15 protein-coding genes are annotated in these 19,147 nt (G+C 58.3%); 7 read left to right on the top strand and 8 right to left on the bottom strand.

Features of this window, described 5'->3' with window-relative positions:
• Positions 1–156: 156 nt before the first annotated feature.
• On the bottom strand, positions 157–1,503 hold the full coding sequence (locus PMI27_RS07465) for an MFS transporter (RefSeq protein WP_008147321.1): 1,347 nt from the start codon (positions 1,501–1,503) through the stop codon (positions 157–159).
• Positions 1,504–1,792: 289 nt separating this feature from the next.
• Positions 1,793–2,635 carry a pca regulon transcriptional regulator PcaR gene (gene pcaR, locus PMI27_RS07470; protein ID WP_008147316.1) on the bottom strand — a complete coding sequence of 281 codons (843 nt, stop codon included), beginning with the start codon at positions 2,633–2,635 and terminating at the stop codon, positions 1,793–1,795.
• 501 nt (positions 2,636–3,136) lie between these two features.
• Between pcaR and PMI27_RS32275 the strand changes: the two genes are divergently transcribed.
• From PMI27_RS32275 to PMI27_RS07480, 3 genes are all read left to right on the top strand, one after another.
• Positions 3,137–3,265 carry a hypothetical protein gene (locus tag PMI27_RS32275; RefSeq protein WP_008147315.1) on the top strand — a complete coding sequence of 43 codons (129 nt, stop codon included), beginning with the start codon at positions 3,137–3,139 and terminating at the stop codon, positions 3,263–3,265.
• A gap of 47 nt (positions 3,266–3,312) precedes the next feature.
• A complete protein-coding gene (locus PMI27_RS07475; RefSeq protein ID WP_007935837.1) occupies positions 3,313–3,513 on the top strand; it encodes a hypothetical protein in 201 nt (66 codons plus the stop codon).
• 376 nt (positions 3,514–3,889) lie between these two features.
• Positions 3,890–5,365: an inorganic phosphate transporter gene (locus PMI27_RS07480; protein WP_033053461.1), complete on the top strand. Its 1,476-nt coding sequence runs from the start codon at positions 3,890–3,892 to the stop codon at positions 5,363–5,365.
• A 295-nt stretch (positions 5,366–5,660) separates the two neighbouring features.
• Here PMI27_RS07480 and ccoM read toward each other — a convergent pair whose 3' ends face one another.
• The 3 genes from ccoM to PMI27_RS07490 all read right to left on the bottom strand — a co-directional run bounded on the left by ccoM (position 5,661) and on the right by PMI27_RS07490 (position 6,495).
• On the bottom strand, positions 5,661–5,747 hold the full coding sequence (gene ccoM, locus PMI27_RS32335) for a cytochrome c oxidase subunit CcoM (protein WP_033053460.1): 87 nt from the start codon (positions 5,745–5,747) through the stop codon (positions 5,661–5,663).
• Between the two features lie 144 nt (positions 5,748–5,891).
• Complete coding sequence (locus PMI27_RS31905) at positions 5,892–6,053, bottom strand: hypothetical protein (RefSeq protein ID WP_095128014.1); 162 nt, start codon at positions 6,051–6,053, stop codon at positions 5,892–5,894.
• A gap of 100 nt (positions 6,054–6,153) precedes the next feature.
• Positions 6,154–6,495 carry a hypothetical protein gene (locus tag PMI27_RS07490; protein ID WP_008147312.1) on the bottom strand — a complete coding sequence of 114 codons (342 nt, stop codon included), beginning with the start codon at positions 6,493–6,495 and terminating at the stop codon, positions 6,154–6,156.
• 252 nt (positions 6,496–6,747) lie between these two features.
• On the opposite strand from PMI27_RS07490, the gene rapA reads away from it, so the two are divergent.
• On the top strand, positions 6,748–9,594 hold the full coding sequence (gene rapA, locus PMI27_RS07495; RefSeq protein ID WP_008147310.1) for an RNA polymerase-associated protein RapA: 2,847 nt from the start codon (positions 6,748–6,750) through the stop codon (positions 9,592–9,594).
• A 167-nt stretch (positions 9,595–9,761) separates the two neighbouring features.
• On the opposite strand, the gene PMI27_RS07500 is transcribed toward rapA, so the two are convergent.
• The gene (locus PMI27_RS07500) at positions 9,762–11,111 is read right to left on the bottom strand and encodes a spinster family MFS transporter (RefSeq protein ID WP_008147308.1); all 1,350 of its coding nucleotides are present in this window, start codon (positions 11,109–11,111) and stop codon (positions 9,762–9,764) included.
• 288 nt (positions 11,112–11,399) lie between these two features.
• On the opposite strand from PMI27_RS07500, the gene PMI27_RS07505 reads away from it, so the two are divergent.
• The gene (locus PMI27_RS07505) at positions 11,400–13,682 is read left to right on the top strand and encodes a putative bifunctional diguanylate cyclase/phosphodiesterase (protein ID WP_081757430.1); all 2,283 of its coding nucleotides are present in this window, start codon (positions 11,400–11,402) and stop codon (positions 13,680–13,682) included.
• Here PMI27_RS07505 and PMI27_RS30680 read toward each other — a convergent pair.
• The gene (locus PMI27_RS30680) at positions 13,573–14,469 is read right to left on the bottom strand and encodes an NAD(P)-dependent oxidoreductase (RefSeq protein WP_008147303.1); all 897 of its coding nucleotides are present in this window, start codon (positions 14,467–14,469) and stop codon (positions 13,573–13,575) included. The genes PMI27_RS07505 and PMI27_RS30680 overlap by 110 nt on opposite strands.
• A gap of 197 nt (positions 14,470–14,666) precedes the next feature.
• Between PMI27_RS30680 and PMI27_RS07510 the strand changes: the two genes are divergently transcribed.
• Positions 14,667–16,862, top strand: a complete 2,196-nt coding sequence (locus PMI27_RS07510; protein ID WP_008147301.1) for a hypothetical protein — start codon at positions 14,667–14,669, stop codon at positions 16,860–16,862.
• A gap of 306 nt (positions 16,863–17,168) precedes the next feature.
• Here the strand turns inward: PMI27_RS07510 and PMI27_RS07515 are convergent, their stop codons facing one another.
• Positions 17,169–17,474, bottom strand: coding sequence for a DUF2288 domain-containing protein (locus PMI27_RS07515; protein WP_008147299.1), 306 nt, complete (start codon positions 17,472–17,474; stop codon positions 17,169–17,171).
• A gap of 338 nt (positions 17,475–17,812) precedes the next feature.
• On the opposite strand from PMI27_RS07515, the gene PMI27_RS07520 reads away from it, so the two are divergent.
• Positions 17,813–18,940 carry a branched-chain amino acid ABC transporter substrate-binding protein gene (locus PMI27_RS07520; RefSeq protein ID WP_008147297.1) on the top strand — a complete coding sequence of 376 codons (1,128 nt, stop codon included), beginning with the start codon at positions 17,813–17,815 and terminating at the stop codon, positions 18,938–18,940.
• Positions 18,941–19,147 lie beyond the last annotated feature (207 nt).

Raw genomic sequence — 19,147 nt, 5'->3', positions numbered from 1 at the left:
ACTGAGTGTTCGTTTATCGAACACATTGTTGTCTACCTACCGATCCTTAAAAGCATCGCGAGCAGGCTCACTCCCACAGTTGACCGCGTTCTCCTGTGGGAGCGAGCCTGCTCGCGATGAGGGCCGCAGGCTCAACGAAAAATCAGAAGTCTGTCCTCAAGTCGCATCCGCATGGCTGACCATGCCCTTGATCACCACCGCCGTGGTCGCCAATGCCGCTGGAATCACCAGCGCTGTCAGCACTTGTTCAAAGTTCCAACCAAGCCCCAGCAGCGTTGCGCCCATCCACGCACCGAGAATCGCGCCGAAGCGGCCAATCCCGAGCATCCACGACACCCCGGTCGCCCGCCCCTGCGTCGGATAAAACCGCGCCGCCAGTGAAGGCATCGCCGATTGCGCGCCGTTGACGCACATCCCGGCCACGAGCACCAACGTCGCCAATAGCGTGATGTTGCCCAGGCTCTGCCCTACCGCGTAGGCAAACACCCCGGCGAATAGATAGAAAATGCCGATAACCTTGTGCGGATTGAACCGGTCCATCGCCCAGCCCACGCCCACCGCGCTCAACACCCCGCCAAACTGGAACAACGCGCCGATGAATGCCGCCTGCTCCATGCTCGCGCCACTGTCACGCATCAGCGTTGGCAGCCAACTGGTCAGCAGATAAACGATCACCAACCCCATGAAATAGGTCAGCCACAGCAACAAAGTACCGGTGCTGTAGGTGCCGGAGAAGATCACCGCGAACACATTGCGGGCCTTCACGGTTTTCTGTTCCGGCACGCTGAAGCTGGAAGCCTGGGCGACGACGATTGGATCGATAGGCGCCAGGGTCTTGCGCACTTTGTCAGTGCCGCGATTGCGGACGACGAGGTAGCGTGCCGATTCCGGCAGCCAGAACAGCAATACGACGGCGAGGATCAGCGGCAAAATCCCGCCGATCATCAGCAGACTGTGCCAGCCAAAGGCCGGAATCAGTTTGGCGGAAATGAAACCGCCGCCCGCCATGCCGAGGTTGAAGCCGCAGAACATGCTGGTCACCAGCAGGGATTTCTTGCGCTCCGGGGTGTATTCGGACAGCAGCGTCGTGGCGTTCGGCATGCCGGCACCCAGGCCCAGGCCGGTGAGGAATCGCAGCACCAGCAACTGATCGACGTTGGTGCTGTAAGCCGAAGCCAGGCTGAACGCGCCGAACAACAGCACCGCGCCCACCAGTACGATTTTTCGCCCGAAGCGGTCAGCCAATGGGCCAGAACCCAGTGCACCGAAGACCATGCCGATCAGTGCCGCGCTCATCACCGGGCCGAGACTGGCGCGGTCGATGCCCCAATCCTGAGACAGGGCGGGCGCGATGAAACCCATGGCCGCCGTGTCGAGGCCATCGAGGAAAACAATCAGGAAACACAGGATCACCACTCGCCATTGGTAGCGCGAAATGGGTTGAGCATTGATGAAGGACTGCACGTCGAGGCAGTTTCCTACAGCAGACTGAGGCTGGTTCATTATTTTTATTCCACGCAAAGAACGCAGTCGAACAGGTGTCAGCCAAAGCTGACGCTGTCACAAGAAAGGGGTATCGGAATCAGGCGATGCGGTTCCGGCAGGGAAACCGATGGGAACAGCGACAGTCGGGAAACGTACGCATGGGAGGTGCCTCTTCTCATTATTATTGGGGTCGTCGCCCGGCAATGGAGCGAGAACAGCAGCGCCGGATGACGCTGCCGCGACATTAATGATCCAAGGGAAAGAGCGTCAATTCGATAAACGCGACTCTGTGCGTTTATCGAACAGCTTAGGCGAAGAGTTGCGCGCTGAGGTCGCGACTCGCGCTCAGAAGGCCGGGCAGGAAACGTTGTTCCAGCTCGTTGCGGCTGACTCGGCCGGCGTGGGTACTGACATTTAGCGCCGCAACCACTTGGCCGGAAGCGTCGTACACCGGAACGGCAATCGAGCGCAGACCTTGTTCCAGTTCCTGATCGACGATGCACCAGCCTTGCTGCCGCACCTCTTGCAGGCATTCGAGCAACGCCTCGGGGGTGTGCAGGGTTCGGCTGGTCTTGGCTTGCAGCTCTGCATGGTCGAGGTACTCGCGCAGTGATGTATCGTCCAGCGCTGCGAGAAGAATCCGGCCCATCGAAGTGCAATAGGCGGGCAGACGTCCACCGACCGACAGGTCGACGGAAATCAGTCGCTGGGTGGTGGCCGAACGAGCGATGTACAAAATGTCATCGCCTTCCAGAGTGGCCATGTTGCAAGCTTCATGAAGTTGCTCGCTCATGCGGTCCAGGTAGGGCTGAGCGGAAACCGCCAGCGGCGTCGAGGACACATAGGCATGGCCAAGCGTCAGTACTTTTGGCAGCAGCGAATAGGTTCGGCCGTCGGTGGTGGCGTAGCCGAGTTTGATCAGCGTGTGCAGGCAACGGCGCACAGCGGCGCGGGGAATTTCCGTGCGGTGACTGATCTGGGCGATGGTGAGGTGACGTTTGCGTTCCTGGAACGCTTGCACCACGGCCAGGCCACGGGCCAGGGATGTCATGAAATCCGGGTCGCCGGTCAGTGCCTGGATCCGCTTGGCGGGCGAGGCAACGATCGGCGGCGCCACTGAAGCGAAGGAGTTGCGCATTTGATCGTTCATAAAAGGTCCTTTTCCCACACGGTTCAGCGGCTATTACAAGCGGCAGCCGGTCCCCCACACAACCCCGGCCAGCCAAGACTGTGCGATTATCGAACCAACGACCGATAATCGCAATCGGACCGCCGATTCGATTATTGGACGGGCTTGCTTGCACCTGTTTTTACACGGGCTCTGACGCAGACTAGAAGCCTCGATGTAATTGTCCTAACTTGTTTGACTTGATGGCGTCAGAAAGGCATCACTGTAACGTCGTGCCGCCGAATGACCTAGTTAGCCGTATAAAGTTGCGAGTAACAAAACAATCACACATCAAGACCCACTTTTAACTCTTTGACGATAGTGTTCTTCGATTCGACCGCTATAATGAAATTCAGTGGTGACCGGTTTTTAATTGCCGATTCCGCCACCCGGTAGCGCGATGTTCCATCGCCGTTGCCCCCAGCAAACGCCTGACACTCATTTCATATGCTTCGCCAAGGTGTTCGCTGAAACAGGAAACTGATGCTACGTCAGCTGTTTATCTCTGGTGCCGTGGCCGCCTGCAACATGGAAGTAATTGATCGCAACACCGTAAAAAATGATGCCTTTGCGGGCCTTGTCCTTTCGGCGAGCATGGTCAAATACATTTGATGCAGCGCGTTTCACCAGAATTTATCTCAACTCAATCAGGTAGCACTGTGACGAAAGACGAACTGCGCGCGGAACTTGAGCGCCAGGAACAACGTTACAAGGAAGTTTACGGCGGGGAAGTCACCACCTACGCCGCTCAGCCCGAACCGGAACGCAAACCCTGGCGTAAACGCGCCACCGTTCAGGATCAGGCTTTCACTCAAGAATTGCAGAAAATGGAAAAGGAACTCAAAGCCGAAGAGCCATAAGCCCTCGGCCTGAATCCTTTCAAGGGTCTGCGTCTGCACCCGTTAAAAACGGGATGTATCGATGATGCCTTTCGCGCCCGCTACCAGCGGGCAGCGGCCACCTCACCCACCGGATGAGGTAAATGGCGCATGTCTGGCCCTCTTTTCAGATATTTCACACAAGCGTTAAAACCTCTTGCTCCTACGAGAGAACGCCTTGTGGCTGCGGCCTTTTCAAAGAAATTCAATGACTTGCAAAACCCAGTAAAAACCTGGGGCTTGGGCTGCTGCCGAAAATTAATTCGTTGAAGAATGTTACCGATGAGCAGCAAGTGCATTGATTAGCAGTCTTTTCTGGCATAATCGCGCCCCCTTACGACCGGGTCAGAAAACCTTCATGATCGATTTATTCAGCGGACTAGATGCTTGGGTGCTTGTGAGCCTCTTGCTCGCCCTGGCCTTTGTCCTCGCCTTCGAGTTCATCAACGGCTTTCATGACACCGCTAACGCGGTGGCCACTGTTATCTACACCAAAGCCATGCCGCCCCATCTGGCGGTGTTCTTTTCCGGTGTGTTCAACTTCCTCGGCGTGCTGCTGGGCGGTGTCGGCGTGGCGTATGCCATTGTCCACCTGCTGCCGGTAGAGCTGCTGATCAATGTGAACACCGGTCACGGGCTGGCCATGGTGTTCTCGCTGCTCGCCGCCGCTATCACCTGGAACCTGGGCACCTGGTACTTCGGTATCCCGGCTTCCAGCTCCCATACGCTGATCGGGTCGATCCTCGGTGTCGGCCTTGCCAACGCCTTGATCAACGACATTCCGTTGGCTGATGGCGTGAACTGGCAGAAAGCGATCGATATCGGTGCATCCCTGGTGTTCTCGCCAATGGCCGGTTTCCTCGTTGCCGCCTTGGTCCTCATCGGACTGAAATGGTGGCGTCCGCTGTCGAAGATGCACAAGACACCGGACCAGCGCCGCAAGCTTGATGACAAGAAGCACCCGCCGTTCTGGAACCGTCTGGTACTGGTGATCTCGGCCATGGCCGTGAGCTTCGTGCACGGTTCCAACGATGGCCAGAAAGGTATCGGCCTGATCATGCTGGTGCTGATCGGTATCGTGCCGGCGCAGTTCGTACTCGACCTGGGCAGCACAACCTACCAGATCGAACGGACTCGCGACGCGACCCTGCACCTGAGCCAGTTCTACAAGCGCAATGCCGATACGCTGGGTGAATTCCTGGCCTTGGGCAAAAGCGTGGAAGGCGACCTGCCTGAGAAATTCCGTTGCAATCCGCAACAGACCGAACCGACCATCACCGCCCTGCTCGGCACCCTTAAAGGTGTAGCGGACTACCACTCGCTGCCGGCGGAAAGCCGCATCGAAGTGCGTCGCTACCTGCTCTGCCTGGACGACACTGCGAAGAAAGTCAGCAAGCTTCCTGGTCTCGCTGCCCGTGAAAAGGCTGACCTGGACAAGCTACGCAAAGACCTGACCACCACCACCGAATATGCCCCGTTCTGGGTGATTCTGGCGGTCGCTCTGGCTCTCGGCCTGGGTACCATGGTTGGCTGGAAGCGTGTGGTTCTGACCATCGGCGAGAAGATCGGCAAGCAAGGCATGACCTACGCTCAAGGCATGTCTGCACAGATCACCACCGCGTGCATGATCGGCCTGGCAAACATCTTCAGCCTGCCGGTTTCCACCACCCACGTCCTGTCCTCGGGCGTGGCCGGCACCATGGTCGCCAATAAAAGCGGCCTGCAAGGTGGCACCGTCAAAACCATCCTGCTGGCCTGGATTCTGACCCTGCCAGCCACAGTGGCCCTGTCGGCCGGCCTGTTCTGGCTGGCGTCGAAGGCACTGGGCAGCTGATATACCGCTGCTAAAAAAGGCGCGTTCCGTGAGGTTCGCGCCTTTTTATTGCCCACCGGAAACTCAAAACACCACAAAACCTGTAGGAGCCGAGCTTGCTCGCGATAGCGGCCTTACAGGCAAAATGGATGTTGAATGTTATGGCCCCATCGCGAGCAAGCTCGGCTCCTACAATGGGTCGGCGTATTTGGATAGATTTTCAGACGCAAAAAAAAGGGCAACCGAAGTTGCCCAAAATGCCTTGCGTGCTCATTGCTTCCAGAAAGACCTACGGTTTGCGCTTGTGCGAATCCTTCTAGATAAAAAATCCAAACCCTGCAAAAAACAGAACCATGAGGCCGACTGTCAGCACTCCGGCGATCACCACGTTGTCGAAAAACATGACTGGCCTCCTGCGCTTGCCTTGTTGCGATGGGGCTAAGTTAACCAATCAGGCAGGAGAAGAAATTGACCGGGATCAATGTCGCCCGAGACTGGGCGTAAAGGAGGGGAAATAACTGACCTGCATCAACCAATGCAGGGTGTTTCAACGCTTTTTCGGTTTGTTCTTCGGCTTTTTCTTCGCTTTACCCAACGGCATGGCGTGCTCGAACGCCTGGCGCACTTCGTTCAGACGCTTTTCATTAAGGTCATGAACCCGCTTGGCGCGTTCGGCGTTGAGGTCGATCAGTTTGTCGTCTTGGCTCATGGTGCTCAGTGCATCGCCTGGAATGAAGTTCAGTTGCCGCGTCTGCAGGCAAGGATGTGCCAATAATGCGGTCTGAAGGCAGCGCTGACCAGCCATGAGCTCAAATCTGGATATCGACCCACAAACCCTGCCGTGGCTGATCTTCCATCAATGGCGCCACTGGCACGGTATTGTCGGCGTTGAGCTCGTCACCGGGAATCGCCAGGTGTTCTTCAGGATCTTCATCAGCTTCACGGCGGCGCCTTTGCTGCTCCTGCTTGCGGCGCTGTTCCTCGCGCAGCTGATACGCCGCCTCTTCCGGATCGCGCTGCTGCAGGTCGATGGTGCTTTCGTTGGAGCTTTCCTGCACCGGTACCACGGGTGGAATATCCGGCCGCTGGCGAATCGGATCCTGCTGTGAGGTGATTGGCACGGCACTCAAGGGGAGCATCGGTGGCAGCATAATTATTGGTCTCCTGTCAGCAGGCTGTCGGCTGCGGGGATGCCGACTTGAGCCATCGGTCGCAAACTGTGATCCGTTTGGCACTTGTAGGAGCTGCCGCAGGCTGCGATCTTTATCGGACAACATAGAGCTCAAGCGTTCCCCAAGATCAAAAGATCGCAGCCTTCGGCAGCTCCTGCGCCGTAAACCTTTTGGTCTGGAGGGCCGATTCCGTTAAGATAGCCCGCTTTTTCAAGGTGGGAGTCAGGCAGCATGGCGCAGCAGTATCAACCGGGGCAACGCTGGATCAGTGACAGCGAAGCCGAGCTGGGTTTAGGCACCGTTCTGGCACAGGACGGCCGCTTGTTGACCGTGCTCTACCCGGCCACTGGCGAGACTCGCCAGTACGCGCTACGGAATGCGCCCCTCACCCGCGTGCGGTTTTCGCCGGGTGACTCGATCACTCACTTCGAAGGCTGGAAACTGACCGTACAGGAAGTCGACGACGTCGACGGCCTGCTGGTTTACCACGGCCTCAACGGGCATAACGAAGTGGTTACCCTGCCGGAAACCCAACTGTCGAACTTCATTCAGTTCCGTCTGGCCAGCGATCGTTTGTTCGCCGGGCAGATCGACCCGCTGGCCTGGTTCTCCCTGCGGTACAACACCCTGGAACACACCAGCCGCCAGTTGCAGTCCGCGCTTTGGGGCCTCGGTGGCGTGCGTGCGCAACCGATCGCGCACCAGCTGCACATCGCCCGTGAAGTCGCCGACCGCATTGCGCCGCGGGTTCTGCTGGCGGACGAAGTGGGTCTGGGCAAAACCATCGAAGCCGGTCTGGTGATCCATCGCCAACTGCTCTCGGGCCGCGCCAACCGCGTGCTGATCCTGGTTCCAGAGAACCTTCAGCACCAGTGGCTGGTCGAGATGCGCCGCCGCTTCAACCTGCAAGTTGCGCTGTTCGACGAAGAACGCTTTATCGAAAGCGATGCCGCCAACCCGTTCGAAGACACCCAGCTCGCGCTGGTTGCACTCGAGTGGCTGGTGGAAGACGAGAAGGCCCAGGACGCGCTGTTCGCCGCCGGTTGGGACCTGATGGTCGTCGACGAAGCGCACCACCTGGTGTGGCATGAAGACAAGGCCAGCCCGGAATACTCGCTGGTTGAACAACTGGCCGAAGTCATTCCCGGCGTTTTGCTGCTGACCGCAACCCCGGAACAACTGGGTCAGGACAGCCACTTTGCGCGTCTGCGCCTGCTCGATCCGAACCGCTTCCATGACCTGCACGCCTTCCGCGCCGAGAGCGAAAACTATCGCCCGGTGGCCGAAGCCGTCCAGGAGCTGCTGGACAAAGGGCGCCTGTCGCCTGAAGCGCACAAGACTATTCACGGTTTCCTCGGCAACGAAGGCGAAGCGCTGCTGACCGCCGTCAACGATGGCGACACCGAAGCCAGCGCCCGTCTGGTCCGCGAACTGCTCGACCGCCACGGCACCGGCCGCGTGCTGTTCCGCAACACCCGCGCCGCCGTGCAGGGTTTCCCGGAGCGCAAACTGCATCCGTACCCGCTGCCATGCCCCGACGAATACCTCGAATTGCCATTGGGCGATCACGCCGAGCTGTACCCGGAAGTCAGCTTCCAGGCCCAGCCGGATGCCAGCGAAGAAGAACGCTGGTGGAAATTCGACCCGCGCGTCGAGTGGCTGATCGACACGCTGAAGATGCTCAAGCGCACCAAAGTGCTGGTGATCTGCGCCCACGCCGAAACCGCCATGGACCTGGAAGACGCCTTGCGCGTGCGTTCCGGCATCCCGGCCACCGTCTTCCACGAAGGCATGAACATCCTCGAGCGTGACCGCGCCGCCGCTTACTTCGCCGACGAAGAATTTGGCGCGCAAGTGCTGATCTGCTCGGAAATCGGCAGTGAAGGTCGTAACTTCCAGTTCTCGCACCACTTGGTGCTGTTCGATCTGCCCTCGCACCCGGACCTGCTGGAGCAGCGTATCGGTCGTCTGGACCGGATCGGCCAGAAACACATCATCGAACTGCACGTGCCGTACCTGGAAACCAGCCCGCAAGAGCGCCTGTTCCAGTGGTACCACGAAGCGCTGAACGCATTCCTCAACACCTGCCCGACCGGCAACGCCCTGCAGCATCAGTTCGGCCCGCGCCTGCTGCCGCTGCTGGAAAATGCCGACGACGGCGAGTGGCAAGCGCTGATCGACGAAGCCCGCACCGAGCGCGAACGCATGGAAGCCGAGCTGCACACCGGCCGTGACCGCTTGTTGGAACTCAATTCCGGCGGCGCTGGCGAAGGTGATGCACTGGTCGAGGACATCCTTGAGCAAGACGACCAGTTCGCCCTGCCGATCTACATGGAAACCCTGTTCGACGCCTTCGGCATCGACAGCGAAGACCATTCGGAAAACGCGCTGATCCTCAAGCCGAGCGAAAAAATGCTCGACGCCAGCTTCCCGCTGGGCGACGACGAAGGCGTGACCATCACTTACGACCGCAACCAGGCGCTGTCTCGCGAAGACATGCAGTTCATTACCTGGGAACACCCGATGGTTCAGGGCGGCATGGACCTTGTCTTGTCCGGTTCCATGGGCAACACCGCCGTGGCGCTGATCAAGAACAAGGCGCTGAAGCCCGGCACCGTGTTGCTGGAACTGCTCTACGTCAGCGAAGTGGTTGCCCCGCGCTCGCTGCAACTGGGCCGTTACCTGCCGCCGGCCGCCCTGCGCTGCCTGCTCGATGCCAATGGCAACGACCTGTCGGCCCGTGTGTCGTTCGAAACCCTTAACGATCAGCTGGAAAGCGTGCCGCGTGCCAGCGCCAACAAGTTCATCCAGGCCCAGCGCGATCAGCTGACGCCACGGATCAACGCCGGTGAAGAGAAGATCTTCCCGCGTCACGCCGAGCGCGTGGCTGAGGCGCAGCGTCGCCTGGCCGCCGACACCGATGAAGAACTGGCGCGCCTGACCGCGTTGCAAGCGGTCAACCCGACCGTGCGCGACAGCGAGCTGGTTGCCCTGCGCAAGCAACGCGAGCAAGGCCTGGCCATGCTCGACAAGGCTGCGCTGCGACTGGAAGCGATTCGGGTGTTGGTGGCGGGTTAAGTCCCCTGCCCCACCGCTAAAACAAAAGGCCCGCAGCGATGCGGGCCTTTTTTTCTGCTTGATTGTTGTGGTGTTGCTGATGGCCTCATCGCGAGCAGGCTCGCTCCCACAGGGGATTTGTGAGCGCCACAATACCCATGTGGGAGTGAGCCTGCTCGCGATGGCGATTAGGCAGTCACCGCAGAACCCACAGGCTCAACCACGGCAACCAACCCTTCCTTCATCCGCTTGGCATCGCGCACAAAACACCGCGAAGCCAGGAACAGAAACACCATGGTGAAAAACAGCGCCACCGGGATCAAATACATCGCGTCATGCAAGCCGACAGCCTTGAACGCCTCAGTCATCTGTTCAGCTCCGGCCGAGAGCATCGCCGTATGCGCAAAGTGGTCGGACAATGCGCCCACCACCACTGGCCCCAATCCACCACCCAGCAAATACAACCCGGCAAAGAACAGCGCCATGGCCGTAGCTCGCAAGCGCGGCTCGACTACGTCCTGAATGGCGGTGTAAACGCAGGTGTAAAAGTTGTAGGCAAACAACCAGCCCACACTGAACACCGCCACAAACACGCCGATCTCGATCCGCCCGGAATGCAGCGCCCACGCCGTGCATACCGTCGAGATGATCAAGCTGAACGCGGCAAACAGCAGTCGCCCATTGGCCACCCGCTGGTGAATCTTGTCCGCGACCCAACCGCCCAGTGTCAGGCCGAACAACCCGGTCACGCCGACGATCACCCCGGTCGCCACCGCTGCTTCCTGTAATGGCATCAGGAAATAGCGCTGCAGCATCGGCACCAGAAACGAGTTGCAGGCATACGTGGCGAAGTTGAAGCACAGCCCCGCCATCACCAGCCACAGGAACGTCGGCACCGCCAACACCCGACGGATCGGCCGGTCTACACGCTCCTGAGAAACCTGCACACTCTCCGCGGCGCCGCGTTTCGGTTCTTTGATGTAGAACATGAAGATCGCCAGGATCAGCCCCGGCACTGCCGCGATAAAGAACGGCGCGCGCCAGCTGTCGAACGCCTTGACCATCGCGCCGATGGTGAAGAACGCCAGCAGCAACCCCAGCGGCAAGCCGAGCATGAAAATGCCCATCGCCCGTGCCCGGCGGTGGGCCGGGAACAGGTCGCCGATCAGCGAGTTGGCGGCCGGTGCGTAACTGGCTTCACCGATGCCGATGCCCATGCGCACGATCAGGAACGCCCAGAAACTCCCCACCAATCCGTTGACCGCCGTCAACCCGCTCCACGCCGCCAGGCCCCAGCCCATCAATTTGCTGCGCGAACCGGTATCGGCCATCCGCCCCAGAGGCAGGCCGGCAATGGCATAAACGAGGGTGAATGCGGTACCGATGATCCCCAGTTGAAAGTCGCTGAGGTGCCATTCCATGCGGATCGGTTCGATGATGATGGCCGGAATGGTGCGATCGAAGAAGTTGAACAGGTTGGCCAGGAACAGCAGGAACAGAATGCGCCAGGCATTCGCCGCTTGGGTCGAGTTCTGCATGGGTCCGTCTCTTTTATTGTTATTGGGGCTTCACTGCCAGCGCATCCGAGCCCGGAACCTGCAATCTAGTCAGGCCCGCCAGAGCTGTCTGTCATTATTTGTAAAGCTGATATCCGCCCATGGAAGATGTCGCAGCTGATACACCATTTATTTCCAAACGCTCTAACACCCATTCCAAAATGGTTAGGGCCAATTTGCCACTATCGTTTGCACTCTAAACACGCCTTCTATACTCCAGAGCATTCGCCAGCGTTCATGGCGCCAGCCAGGATGACAATGGGGCATGCTATGGAGTGGCTTGGTTTGCATTTCATTACCGAGCTGACGGCGAACGGCCAGGTAATACTCAACTGCACACATGACCCTTTTCTGGTTCTGCTGGCCTATTTGGTCGCCTGTGTCGGTAGCTTTGCCACATTGGACATGGCTGAACGGGTCGGTCACGTGGAAAAACCCGCCTCGCAGCGGCTCTGGCGCTGGGTCGGTGCCAGTTGCCTGGCGGGCGGGATCTGGGCCATGCACTTCATTGGCATGCTGGCATTCAAGGCGCCGATCGACATTCAATATGACTTGCCCATCACTCTCCTTTCTCTGTTGATCGCCCTGCTCGCCTCGTGGCTGGCGATGCATGCTCTCAGTCATCCCCGCCTGAGTTTTTGGCAATATCTCCAGGCGTCGATCTGCATTGGCCTGGGCATCGCCACCATGCATTACGTGGGCATGACCGCCATGCGTTCGAGTGCGATGGCCTATTACAAACCCACGCTGTTCGCCCTCTCCATTGTGATCGCCATCGGTGCCAGCCTTGCAGCGCTGCTGATATCAAGTCATCTGCGCGACGGCACCGGTCTGTTCCATCAACTGCTCAAATACAGCGCCAGCCTGGTGCTCGGGGCAGGCATCATCAGCATGCACTTCACCGGCATGGCCGCCTTCAACCTGGTGCTGCCCGCCGACAGCCTTCAGCCGCTGCCCGGCGAAAACAATCATCTGCAACTGGGTCTGACAGTGGCGGTCATGACGCTGCTGATCATCGGCAGCAGCATCAGCGCGGCGCTGGCGGACAAGAAGCTGCAAAACAAGGAGCACGACCTGCAACGGGTCAACACCCTGCTCAGTCAACTGGACCAGGCGAGGATGTCGTTACAACAGGTGGCGCACTACGACCCCCTGACCAACCTGATCAACCGCCGTGGCTTCAACCAGATTTTTGCCGAGAAACTCATCGAGAAAACCAACGAAGGCGGCATGCTGGCGGTGCTGTTCCTGGACATCGACCATTTCAAGCGGATCAACGACAGCCTCGGCCATGATGCCGGCGACGAATTGCTCAAAGTCCTGGCCAGCCACATAAAGTGCTCGGTGCGCAGCCACGAAGATGTGGTTGCGCGCTTCGGAGGCGACGAGTTTTGCATCCTCATCAGCCTGCATGATCGTGATGAAGCGCGGCACATGGCCCAGCGCATCATGGCGAAAATGAAGGAGCCCATCGAGCTGTCCGGGCGGCGCATGGTCATGACCACCAGCATCGGCATCAGCGTGTTTCCGGAAGATGGTAAGACCTGTGAAGAGTTGCTGAAAAATGCTGACCTGGCGCTGTATCAGTCCAAGGACAGCGGGCGCAATGGCCTGAATTTCTTCAGCGAAAACCTGAAAACCCGCGCGACGCTGGAACTGCAACTGGAAGAAGAACTGCGCCACGCCCTGCGCGAAAACACCGGACTGATGCTCTATTACCAACCGATCTATGACCTGAAAACCGCTCAGGTCAGCAAACTTGAAGCGCTGGTCCGCTGGCAACATCCGGTTCACGGACTGCTGGCGCCGGACCGGTTCATTGCCATCGCCGAGGCCAACGGCCTGATTGCCGAACTGGACAACTGGGTCCTGCGCAAAGCCTGTGAGGATCTGGGCGAGTTGTCGCGTCAGGGTTGCGAAGAACTCCACATCGCCGTGAACTGCTCGCCCCTGAACCTGGCGCGCGAATCATTGGCCGATGAAATCGAACACGCGCTGCGGGTCTCCGGAGTGGCGCCGCAGCGGCTGGAACTGGAAGTGACGGAAAATGCGCTGATGGGCAACATCGCCGATACGCTGGTGTTGCTGCGCCAGATTCGTGCCCTCGGCGTGTCGTTATCGATTGATGACTTCGGCACCGGTTACTCATCACTGGCCTATCTCAAACGACTGCCACTCAACACGCTGAAGATCGACCGCTCGTTCATCCAGGACATTCCCAAGGCCACCCAGGACATGGAAATCGTTCAAGCGATTATCGTCATGGCCCACACGCTGCATTTGCAGGTGGTGACCGAAGGCGTCGAAACCCTTGAGCAATACGAGTTTCTGGAGCGTAACGGCTGCGACTTCGTGCAGGGCTACCTGCTCAGTCGTCCAATACCGCTGGCGCAGTTGCGTCCGGTGCTGAGCGAAATCAACCAGCGCAAGCACCTGCACACTGTCAGCCCTTTGAGTCTGGCTCGCGGTACAACTGCACTAGCGTCGACGGATCTTTTTCCAGGAATCCCTGGCTCCCATGCAGTCGCATCAATTGTGCGGCCAGTCCACTGATCGGCGTGGCCGAGCCTTGCTCACGGGAAAACTTCACCGCGGTATCGAGGTCCTTGAGCAGCGTGCGCACATGCCATTTCACCGGTTCGAAACGGCTTTCGGCCATTTGCGGACCGAGGATCTGCAAGGGCTTTGAATCGGCAAACCCGCCTGCCAGAGCCTCGGCGATCAGACTGGCCTGCACCCCGGAACGTTCGGCCAACGCCACCACTTCGGCGATCACCAGCGCGTTGCAGGCGACGATCATCTGATTGCAGGCCTTGGTCACCTGCCCCGCTCCGACGGCGCCCATGTGGGTCACGCGCTGGCCGAGGCTCAACAGCACAGGCCTGACGCGTTCAAGATCCGCCGTTTCACCGCCCACCATGATCGCCAGGCTGCCAGCCTCGGCGCCGACCACTCCGCCAGACACCGGTGCATCCAGCCAGCTCATGCCGGTTTGGCTGACCAGCGCTGTCGCCATTTCCCGCGTCGCGGTAGGTTCCAGGCTGGAAAAATCCACCAGCAATTGACCGCTTTTCGCACCTTGTACAATACCTGCCGCGCCAAACACCACCTCACGAACCACCGACGTGTCCGCCAGGCACAACATCACCACGTCGGCGTGCTGACACAGCTCAGCCGGCGTGGCGACCTGTCGTGCACCGGCCTCGACCAGCGGCGCGCACTTGGCTGGATTGCGGTTCCACACCGTCAGCGGGTAACCCGCTGCCAGCAAGCGCCGGCACATCGGCAAGCCCATCAGGCCGACCCCGGCAAACCCGAGTGAAGGTAACGCTGCCATCATTTGGCCTCCTTTTGATTAAAGATCGGCAAATATTGGCCGATTCATCATGACTTAGGAAAGGATTCCCCCGAGCGATGCTCAGGCCAAGGCCCTGACGCTTGGGCCAAATACGCGCTGAAAAAAAACGCGAGATCCCATCCGTGATGGTTCGACGACACCTTGTCGCCCAACCAACCAGCCCAGGTACATGGCGCACAATGACTTCTAAAAACAATCCGGCCACTGCGATATCCGATCTGGCGTTGAGCCCCGCGGCGAACAGCCCCGCACCGTCGAAGCCATTGACGCCATCGCGCCCGCTGGCAACTCAGCAATACCTGTACTTCACCGAAACCAATACCGATCGTATCCTCGATAACCTCGACGGTCTGCGCGACATGGTGTTCCCGCGCCCACCGCATCTGGAAGGCGACAGCGAACATCACAGCGATCAGGAATTCCCGTCGGTGTGCCTGATCGGCCTGGGCCGCTGCGGCTCGAACATCGCGCTGGACGTCGCGGAGCTGGTGTACAACGCCCGCAAGTTCTACCTCAACGAATTCAATAACGAAGATCGTCTGTCGCCGGACAAACGCTTCGCCGAAAAGGGCTACAGCCCGGCACAGTGGATTCGCAACAACCTGCGCCTGGGGCCGAACAAGGCCACCAAACCGGTGTTCCTGGTAGAACCGCTGGTCATGCTCGGCGACCTGGACAAAGACATCGCCGGCCGCATCCGTTTCTCGCGCAAAGGCGAAAAAAGCGGTTTCCTGCGCGACTACAGCAAAATGAAAATCATGGACTTGTCGGAAGTCCACGCGGGTGGTGCCGGTAACGCGCCGATCCTCGGTCAGTACCTGGCCAAGATCATCCTGAACAAGGACACCCAGCGTTTCTCCAGCCCTGACTGGAAGATGATTCACTCGTACCTGATCGATAGCTGCGGGATCAAGGCCAACCAGTCGCGCCTGTATTTCTCGATTTTCAGTGCCGGCGGCGGTACCGGTTCGGGCATGGCCTCGGAATTCGGCCTGGCCCAGCAGCACTCGTACATGAACAAGACGTTCGATACCAAACCGATGGACGAACACGACGGCAAGAGCGGTCATTCCTTCGTCTTCGAGCCGATCTTCACCAGCGGCATCTGCGTGCTGCCGAACATTTCCGATCACCGCAGCGAAATGTCCGAGGCGCTGCACATCAACGCCGGTCGTCTGCTGTGTAAATACCTGTCTGAAGAGTGGGACTTCTCCTACAACTTCGACAACGAAGACAGCAGCGAAGCCAGTGTCATGGGCCGTATCCGCCCATGGAACGCCATGATGCTGATCTCCAACGACATCATGCGTTATGCCGAAGAAAGCGATGACGGCAACATTCAGAACATCGACGTCAACGCGATGGAAAAGCACGCTAACCAATACATCTCACAGCAGATCTTCAACATTCTGACGGCTCAGGCGGTGACCACCGACTACGACCAGAACTATTTCCGTCGGGCTGGCATCGACATCGGCGAAACCATTCGCCTCGACGCCAACGACCTGTTCATGAGCCTGGCCGGCCCCGTAGCGATTGCCTACGCCGAGTCCGTGGTGCCGGAAACACCGCCGCCGAGCAGCGACAAGTTCAAGGTGTTCGAGAAAGAACCGCAGCGCCTGAACATCGACGACCTGTTCTTCCGCTCCATCGACTTGCCGCACTTCAACAAAGTGACCCAGGCGATCGAAGGCATCAGCCTGTTGCCGATCGAATCCAAGCGCTATCGCGCCTCGCTGGAGCAGTACAAGAATTCGGGGTATGACGCGGCCGCGTTGCACGACCTGCACTTCTTCAAGAACTGCTCGTCGGTGGTCTCGATTGTTTCGCTGCCAAAGGACTACAAGCTGTCCTACATGGACTTGAACCGGTTGAAGACCCACCTCAACAGCCTGTTCCCGAACACCACGCTCAAGCGTTATGCGCTGGTCATCGGCGCCTCGGCCAACCTGTCGCTGACCACCCTGATCGCCAAGAGCCCGTGCCTGTCGGACGATTTCCTGACGCTGATCGTGGCCTTCATCAAGCGTTGCTTCGCGAAAAACCCGTACCGCTTTGACGAGACTCTGGATAACTCGATCCTGGACTTCATCATTAATGAAGAGTTCGACGAGGACCGTATCGACGAGCTGCTTAATGAGTTCGAGAACCCGGCGAAGATCCTCGACACCAACTGGTACGCGATCAAACCGATGTACGAGAAGAAGTACCGCGAGCTGATCAACGATAAAGACAAGTTCGTCTCGATCAATGACATTCGCCTGTCCCGGGATTGCGTGAAGAAGGCGATCAAGTACTTGCGCGAGATTTATCGTCACCGGATTGGCAAGACCAAGGTTATTTCTTTGAATAACCATACGGGCAAGACCGCTTAATTAGCGGCGCGCCCAATCGCGAGCAAGCTCGGCTCCTACAGGGACGATGTCGATCACAAATCTTGTGAACGCACCGAACTCTGTAGGAGCCGAGCTTGCTCGCGATGGCGGCCTTATATTCACCACAAATTCCAACATCCAGAAACAATTAAGCAGCCAATCGGCTGCTCGATAAACTGTTCCCGTTACGTTTACGTCACCGTGATGCTGGCCCGCTTGTGGCCTTTCTCTACGGCAACATGCCATCACGCTACTCGGCTACACACTTTTGCCCGACAAAGTCGCGCACCAATAGGGTGCGCATCTTCAGCTCGTCGCCCTTTCCTGGATCATAATCCACGGTGAAACAACCACTGCCCACAGCTCCGGATCGCGCTCGAAAAGATCCAGCGCCCGCGTTTCAGACAGCTTGGCGACCTTGTCGGCGGCCAGCCAGGCGGCCACTTTCTCGCCTTCGTCGGTCGCGACTGCCTCCGCTGCAGCAATCAAATCCAGACCGGGGTCGACCCACAATAGGGCACCCTTGGCGAAGAACGGCTCCAGTTCCTTCCAGGTAATAGATGCGGTTTCACCAAGCAGCTTGGCATAGAGGGTGCTAGGTTCTTGAGTCATGGGTCCTGTCCGGAAAAGAAATCGACGTAATCATAACGTTGGTGGTCTGGCAGAAAAACCCGGATGCAATAGAGTTACTGATTGAAAACAGCAGGAAAGCCAAGGATTGCTGATATTTCAGCTATAACCCCCGCCGCCATTCTGTCTTTTTCTTTCAAAAAAGCGACACCCTCAGGTTTTGCCCCCTGGCGCCAGCTTCCCAGGCTAACAATTGGCGCTCTACACTGTACCGGTACAGTTGCCGGGGGCATTTTCCGGAGGATATCGAAGATATCTGACCCGGTTCTGCTGCTACGGCGCCAGGACTATAAAAACTACAACAGTAAGAGTGGAGCACTATGACTAAGGCTACTAAGCAGATTTCCAAACTGTTTGCCGCTATGGTTCTGGCCGGGGTTGCCAGCCATTCGTTCGCAGCTGACACCATCAAGATCGGCATCGCCGGCCCTAAAACCGGCCCTGTAGCCCAATACGGCGACATGCAGTTCAGTGGCGCCAAAATGGCCATCGAACAGATCAACGCCAAAGGCGGCGTAGACGGCAAGAAACTCGAAGCCGTTGAATACGATGACGCCTGTGATCCAAAACAAGCGGTAGCGGTCGCGAACAAAGTCGTCAACGACGGCGTCAAGTTCGTGGTCGGTCACCTGTGCTCCAGCTCCACTCAACCGGCTTCGGACATTTACGAAGACGAAGGCGTGATCATGATCACCCCGGCTGCCACCAGCCCGGACATCACCAATCGCGGTTACAAAATGATCTTCCGTACTATCGGTCTGGACAGTGCCCAGGGCCCTGCCGCCGGTAACTACATTGCCGACTTCGTAAAACCGAAAATCGTTGCTGTTCTGCACGACAAACAGCAATACGGTGAAGGCATCGCCACCGCCGTGAAGAAAACCCTGGAAGGCAAAAACGTCAAGGTTGCCGTGTTCGAAGGCATCAACGCCGGCGACAAAGACTTCTCTTCGATGATCTCCAAGCTCAAGCAAGCCAACGTCGACTTCGTCTACTACGGCGGCTACCACCCGGAGCTGGGCCTGATCCTGCGTCAAGCCCAGGAAAAAGGCCTGAAAGCCAAGTTCATGGGTCCGGAAGGCGTGGGTAACGACTCCATTTCGCAGATCGCCAAAGACGCTTCCGAAGGTCTGCTGGTAACCCTGCCGAAATCCTTCGACCAGGATCCGGCCAACGTCGCCCTGGCTGACGCGTTCAAAGCCAAGAAAGAAGACCCGAGCGGTCCGTTCGTGTTCCCGGCCTACTCGGCTGTGACCGTGATTGCCGACGGTATCAAGGCTGCCAAGAGCGAAGACGCTGCCAAAGTGGCTGAAGCCATCCACGCAGGTTCCTTCAAAACCCCGACTGGCGACCTGAGCTTCGACGCCAAGGGCGACCTGAAAGACTTCAAATTTGTGGTTTACGAGTGGCACTTCGGCAAACCTAAAACTGAAGCCAAGCCTCAGTAAGGCGTTGCCTGACTGACTGCCAATAAAGCCCACGGCGTGCCGTGGGCTTTGTTTTACGAACGTATTGGGCCGCGCTGGCGTGATCCGCCAGTCTCCCCACCTGAAAATCTCAAAACCGTCATCAGCGGTTCGCTGGCAAACCTCGCGTTCGAAGTGGATGCAGATCCACGGGGCTCGAGCGGGAAAATGACTCCACCAGTGAAATGC

Origin of the sequence: Pseudomonas sp. GM41(2012), assembly GCF_000282315.2 — a bacterium.
GTDB lineage: Bacteria > Pseudomonadota > Gammaproteobacteria > Pseudomonadales > Pseudomonadaceae > Aquipseudomonas.
This window is presented reverse-complemented; position numbering and strand designations above follow the sequence as displayed.

Coding starts and splice junctions, on each gene's coding strand:
- pcaR (WP_008147316.1), bottom strand. CDS start 2,635: ATGAACGATCAAATGCGCAACTCCTTCGCTTCAGTGGCGCCGCCGATC.
- PMI27_RS07515 (WP_008147299.1), bottom strand. CDS start 17,474: ATGACTCAAGAACCTAGCACCCTCTATGCCAAGCTGCTTGGTGAAACC.
- PMI27_RS07505 (WP_081757430.1), top strand. CDS start 11,400: ATGGAGTGGCTTGGTTTGCATTTCATTACCGAGCTGACGGCGAACGGC.
- rapA (WP_008147310.1), top strand. CDS start 6,748: ATGGCGCAGCAGTATCAACCGGGGCAACGCTGGATCAGTGACAGCGAA.
- PMI27_RS07490 (WP_008147312.1), bottom strand. CDS start 6,495: ATGCTGCCACCGATGCTCCCCTTGAGTGCCGTGCCAATCACCTCACAG.
- PMI27_RS32275 (WP_008147315.1), top strand. CDS start 3,137: ATGCTACGTCAGCTGTTTATCTCTGGTGCCGTGGCCGCCTGCAACATG.
- PMI27_RS07500 (WP_008147308.1), bottom strand. CDS start 11,111: ATGCAGAACTCGACCCAAGCGGCGAATGCCTGGCGCATTCTGTTCCTG.
- PMI27_RS30680 (WP_008147303.1), bottom strand. CDS start 14,469: ATGATGGCAGCGTTACCTTCACTCGGGTTTGCCGGGGTCGGCCTGATG.
- PMI27_RS07480 (WP_033053461.1), top strand. CDS start 3,890: ATGATCGATTTATTCAGCGGACTAGATGCTTGGGTGCTTGTGAGCCTC.
- PMI27_RS07510 (WP_008147301.1), top strand. CDS start 14,667: ATGACTTCTAAAAACAATCCGGCCACTGCGATATCCGATCTGGCGTTG.
- PMI27_RS07520 (WP_008147297.1), top strand. CDS start 17,813: ATGACTAAGGCTACTAAGCAGATTTCCAAACTGTTTGCCGCTATGGTT.
- ccoM (WP_033053460.1), bottom strand. CDS start 5,747: ATGTTTTTCGACAACGTGGTGATCGCCGGAGTGCTGACAGTCGGCCTC.
- PMI27_RS31905 (WP_095128014.1), bottom strand. CDS start 6,053: ATGAGCCAAGACGACAAACTGATCGACCTCAACGCCGAACGCGCCAAG.
- PMI27_RS07465 (WP_008147321.1), bottom strand. CDS start 1,503: ATGAACCAGCCTCAGTCTGCTGTAGGAAACTGCCTCGACGTGCAGTCC.